The 4,839-nt window shown below is 63.3% G+C and carries 5 protein-coding genes; all 5 read left to right on the forward strand.

What is annotated here, in order from left to right:
- Positions 1-372: thioesterase family protein (locus RT424_RS23780; RefSeq protein WP_313443272.1), on the forward strand; the 372-nt coding region annotated here is incomplete at its 5' end.
- Positions 373-519: 147 nt separating this feature from the next.
- The gene (locus tag RT424_RS23785) at positions 520-816 is read left to right on the forward strand and encodes a PAS domain-containing protein (protein WP_313443274.1); all 297 of its coding nucleotides are present in this window, start codon (positions 520-522) and stop codon (positions 814-816) included.
- Positions 817-906: 90 nt separating this feature from the next.
- Complete coding sequence (locus RT424_RS23790; RefSeq protein WP_313443276.1) at positions 907-2,808, forward strand: PAS domain S-box protein; 1,902 nt, start codon at positions 907-909, stop codon at positions 2,806-2,808.
- A 64-nt stretch (positions 2,809-2,872) separates the two neighbouring features.
- Complete coding sequence (locus RT424_RS23795) at positions 2,873-4,213, forward strand: HD-GYP domain-containing protein (RefSeq protein ID WP_313443279.1); 1,341 nt, start codon at positions 2,873-2,875, stop codon at positions 4,211-4,213.
- Positions 4,214-4,431: 218 nt separating this feature from the next.
- Entirely contained in the window at positions 4,432-4,668 is a 237-nt protein-coding gene (gene acpP / locus RT424_RS23800; RefSeq protein ID WP_313443281.1) for an acyl carrier protein, read from the forward strand.
- Positions 4,669-4,839 lie beyond the last annotated feature (171 nt).

The raw sequence follows: 4,839 nt of genomic DNA on the forward strand, positions 1-4,839 counted from the left end.
GACATCGACTTCATGGGGCATGTCAACAATGCCAGCTACCTCAAATGGGTACAGGATGCCGTACTCGATCACTGGCGCTCGCTCGCACCCAGGGAGGCCGTCGCGGCCCATCTCTGGGTCGCGCTCAAGCATGAGATCACCTATCGGCGTCCGACCTTTCTGGACGACCGCGTCATCGCCACGGTCCTGCTGGAAAAGGTTCAGGGCGCGCGCGCCTTCTACGATACAGTGATCCGCCGAGGCGAAGAGGTGCTCGCGGAAGTGAAGTCGAGCTGGTGCTGCGTCGATGCGGCCACCCTTCGTCCCGCCCGTCTGGCGCGGGAGGTGATCCAGCACTTCTTCACCGCCGATCCGCCTGGCGCTTCGACTTGAACATAGCTGCCCACCAGCCCGTCTGGGGGCATCCAAACCGAATACTGAGCTACCGGCACGCCTGTTCGCCGGAGCGCGATCGGGAGTTTACGAAACGCAAGCGGGGGGCCACGACTGTGCAACTTACGGCAGGCAAGAGTGTCGGGCGTGCCTGAGGCTCCGTCTCCGCCTTTGCTCGCCGAGGTCCAGTTCCGCGCGGCAGCGCAGGCTCTGCCGGGCCATGTCTGGACCGCAACGTCCGCCGGCGCGGCCGATTGGTTCAATGACCCGCTCTTGTCCTATACCGGACGCACACCGGACGATCTGCTCGGGGACAAGTGGCTCTCGATCGTCCATCCCAATGATCGCGCGGGCGCGGCGCAATGCTGGAAACAGGCGGTCGGCTCCGGCGCGATCTATGATGCCGAGTTTCGTCTTCAGCGCGAGGACGGCGCCTGGATCTGACACCAGGTTCGAGCCACCCCGATCCGCGATGTGGACGGCGCCATTGTGCGATGGGTCGGCAGCACCATTGACTGCAACCAGCAAAAGCTTGTGGAGCTTGCGGCCGATCGCGACAGACTATGGTCGCTCTCACGCGACCTGATGCTGGTATGCACCTTCGACGGTGTGATCACGGCCATCAACCCGAGCGCTACCACCATGCTGGGATGGAGCGAGGATGAGATGGTCGGACGGCCGCTTGCCCAGTTCATCCATCCCCAGGACATCGCGGCGACCGCCGCCCAGGTCGCAAAGCTGGCGGGCGGGACAGATACTTTGTCGTTCGAAAACCGCTACCGGGCGCGCAGCGGTGACTATCACCTTCTGGCCTGGACGGCGGTCCCCGCGGCCGACCGTATCCACGCGGTCGGCCGCGACGTAACCGCCGAACGGGAGGTTGTCCGCGACCGAGAGAGGATCTGGGCACTCTCGCCCGTGCTCAAGCTCGTCACCGACCGACACGGCATCATCGTCGACGTCAATCCGACCTGGACAAAAGTGGTGGGCTGGACGCGAGAGGAATCCCTCGGCAAGCGCAGCACCGAGTTCATCGTGGGCGACGACATGGCCTGGGCCGAGCAGATCGACAGGCTGGCCTCCGGAATCCCGCTCGAGGAATATCGCACCGTTCTCCTTGCCCGTGACGGTGCCAATCGCCTGATCCAGTGGACGACCGTTCCGGATGCGGGGAAACTCTATGGCTTTGGCCGCGACATAACGGCCGAAGTCGAAGGCGCGAAGGCGCTGAACGAAGCCGAAGAAGCCCTGCGCCAAGCGCAGAAGATGGAAGCGGTCGGACAGTTGACCGGCGGCATCGCCCATGACTTCAACAATCTGCTGCAAGGCATCAGCGGCAGCCTCGACATCATGCGGCGCAGGATTGCCCAGAACCGACTGGGTGACATAGACCGCCTGATCACAATGGCGTCCGACGCTTCGGCCCGCGCTGCGGCGCTGACCCATCGGCTGCTCGCCTTCTCCCGTCGTCAGCCCCTCGATCCCAAGCCGGTCGCGATCAACAGCCTTATCCACTCACTCGAAGACATGGTTCGCCGCACGCTCGATGCGGGCATTTCGCTTCGTCTCTCGCTGGCGTCCGATCTGTGGACCGCGAAATGCGATCCGAACCAACTCGAAAATGCGCTGCTCAATCTCGTAATCAACGCGCGAGATGCGATGCCCGCGGGCGGAACGCTGACCATCGCGACCCGCAACGCGACGCTCGAGACCCCGCTCTCCGAACAGGGTGCAGAGCCCGAGCGCTATGTCGTATTGGCGGTTACCGACACCGGGGTCGGCATGGACGCGGAAACGGTCCGGCGCGCCTTTGAACCGTTTTTCACCACCAAGGCCATGGGCCAGGGCACTGGTCTGGGCCTCTCCATGGTCTATGGCTTTGCCAGGCAATCCGAAGGCCACGCCGCCATCGACAGCGCCCTGGGCGACGGAACGACCTTCCATCTCTATCTCCCCTATCATGCCGCCGCGCTCGAACCGGCGGCGGCGCCCGATGGACCCTGCCTGACAGCTGTCGCGGAAGTGGGCGAGGTGGTGCTGGTGGTGGAAGACGAAGCCCTCGTGCGGACTTTGGTGGTCGATCAGCTTATAGAGCTGGGCTATCATGTGCTCCAGGCAGCGGATGGACCCGAAGGCGTGGATATCCTCAAGTCGTCGCAGGTCATCAACCTGCTTCTCACCGACATAGGGCTTCCGGGTATGAACGGACGTCTGGTCGCGCAAGCGGGCCGGTCCTGCCGCCCCGATCTCCCGATCCTGTTCATGACGGGGTATGCGGAGACGGCGACGCAGGCCGCCGGCTTTCTCGAGCCAGGCATGGGTCTGATCACCAAGCCATTTGAAATGGATGTTCTTGCCCAGCGGGTGCGCGAAACGATGACCCAGGCGTCTTTGCGGGCCGAGGCACCAAGTTGTCCCGCGAAGGCGCAAATCTGAGCCCACCTGCGACAAGTTAACCGGAATTTAGCCGCCCGCGGGGCAAGTCTCGCGGGGAGGTATCATGAAGCGCAGGATTGCCATCGATCAGATTGAAGCTGGAATGTATCTGGTCGGATTCGAAGGCTTTTGGCTCCTCCACCCCTTCTGGCGCACAAAATTTGTGCTCACCCAGGCTGATGTCAGCGAAATCCGGGCGTCGGGCGTGAAGGCCGTCTTCATCGACGACGAGAAAGGCGCCGCTCCGATCTGCGTCACCGCGCCAATACCCCCCGCCCCTCTCACGCCGCCGCCCGCCCCCGCAAAACGCGTGGAAGCTGCGCGTCACTGGCGCTCCTTCCCCGCGCCCTCGCCCTCGCCGCGGCGGCTGATTGTCGATGTCGACGAGGTACAGCGCGCCACCGAAGCGATCCAACGGTCGAAACGGGTGATCATGCGTATGTTCGGCGAGGCGCGCATGGGCAAGGCGGTGGCGCTACGCGACGTCGAGCCCATTGTTGATGAGATCGCGGAATCGGTGATCCGGGACGCTGCCGCGATGATCAAGGTGACCCGCCTCAAGCGCAAGAACGAATATACCTATCTGCATTCGGTCGCGGTCTGCGCGCTGATGATCAATCTTGGTCGCCAGCTTGGCCTGGCGGAAAGCCTGACGCGCGACCTGGGCATGGCCGGCCTGATGCATGACATCGGCAAGATGGCGGTACCGGGCACCGTCCTCGACAAACCGGGCTCGCTGAACAATGACGAGTTCGAGATCATCCGCGCGCATCCGCAAAAGGGGCACGAGCTTCTGCTGATGACCGAGGGCATCTCACCCATCGCCCTCGATGTCTGCCTGCACCATCACGAACGCGTCGACGGCACCGGCTACCCGTTCGGCCTGACCGCGGAGCAGCTCTCGCTTCATGCGCGCATGGGCGCGGTGTGCGACGTCTATGATGCGGTAACCTCCCGGCGCCCCTACAAGGACCCTTGGACGCCGTCCGATGCCCTGGCGAAAATGCTCGAATGGGAGGGCCATTTCGATCCCGACGTGCTCGATGCCTTCATCTCCAGCATCGGCATCTATCCCGTGGGCACGCTCGTGCGCCTGCGCACCAATCGGCTCGGGATCGTCGTCGCCGGCAACGCCCGCGAACCGACCATGCCGGCCGTGCGCGCTTTCTTCTCAACGACGGAGCGCGAGTTCCTGCCGCCCGAAATCGTGATTTGCTCGGCGACCCTGAAAGGCGATGCCGCGATCGGAATCGAAAACGGTGAGGCCTGGTTTGGTCCGCGATGGCCGGTCATCCAGGCGTTCGTGCTCGATAACCGCATGCCGACGGCTGATCTGATCGGAGCGGGCCAAGCCAACATCGCTTCGCCAGGCATGGACCAACGGCGCTTCGCAGCGGGAAATTGATCGTTCTGGGCGACAACCGCCGCCACTGACGCCAACGGCGTCCTCATCGCCAAATCCCGGCGCAAATGTCTGAAGCACAGGTCTGGGGTCTGGGAGTGCCTGCCGTCTATAAGCCGCCCAGATTTCGGCGAGTTTACGTGACGATTGGGGCTCTAGCGTCTAGAGAAGGGCCAGAGAATGCCGTGCGGCATCCGCCAGCATGGCCCGGGGGCAAAGACATGACCGGTACTGCTACGCGCGTTGCAAACCTGGTTGCCCAACAACTGGGTGTCGATCCCGACAAGGTGAGGCCGGAATCCCGCTTCATGGAGGATCTGGGTGCGGACAGCCTGGATGTGGTCGAACTCGTCATGGCGATCGAGGAAGGCTTCGACGTCCAGATTCCGGACGATGATGCCGAGAAGATTGCAACGGTAAAGGATGCTATTCTCTACATCGAAGCCGCGATGGTCTGAGGCACCTGCCGCCACGCTCAGGATCGATGCGGCGGCCCAAGTTTCGACTTAGGCCGCCGCACGCTTCCTTATGGCTTTACGCCGCCACCGCCTCTGTCCCAAGGTCTTTGGGCGCCTGTCGTGAAGCGCGCAGGCGCCAGGCGAGGATGATTAGCAGACCGCCCCCGAGCA

Origin of the sequence: Novosphingobium sp., from assembly GCF_032093395.1 — a bacterium.
Classification (GTDB): domain Bacteria; phylum Pseudomonadota; class Alphaproteobacteria; order Sphingomonadales; family Sphingomonadaceae; genus Novosphingobium.

Excerpts from the sequence above, each read along its gene's own strand:
- RT424_RS23795 (WP_313443279.1), top strand. The coding sequence starts at position 2,873 with ATGAAGCGCAGGATTGCCATCGATCAGATTGAAGCTGGAATGTATCTG.
- acpP (WP_313443281.1), top strand. The coding sequence starts at position 4,432 with ATGACCGGTACTGCTACGCGCGTTGCAAACCTGGTTGCCCAACAACTG.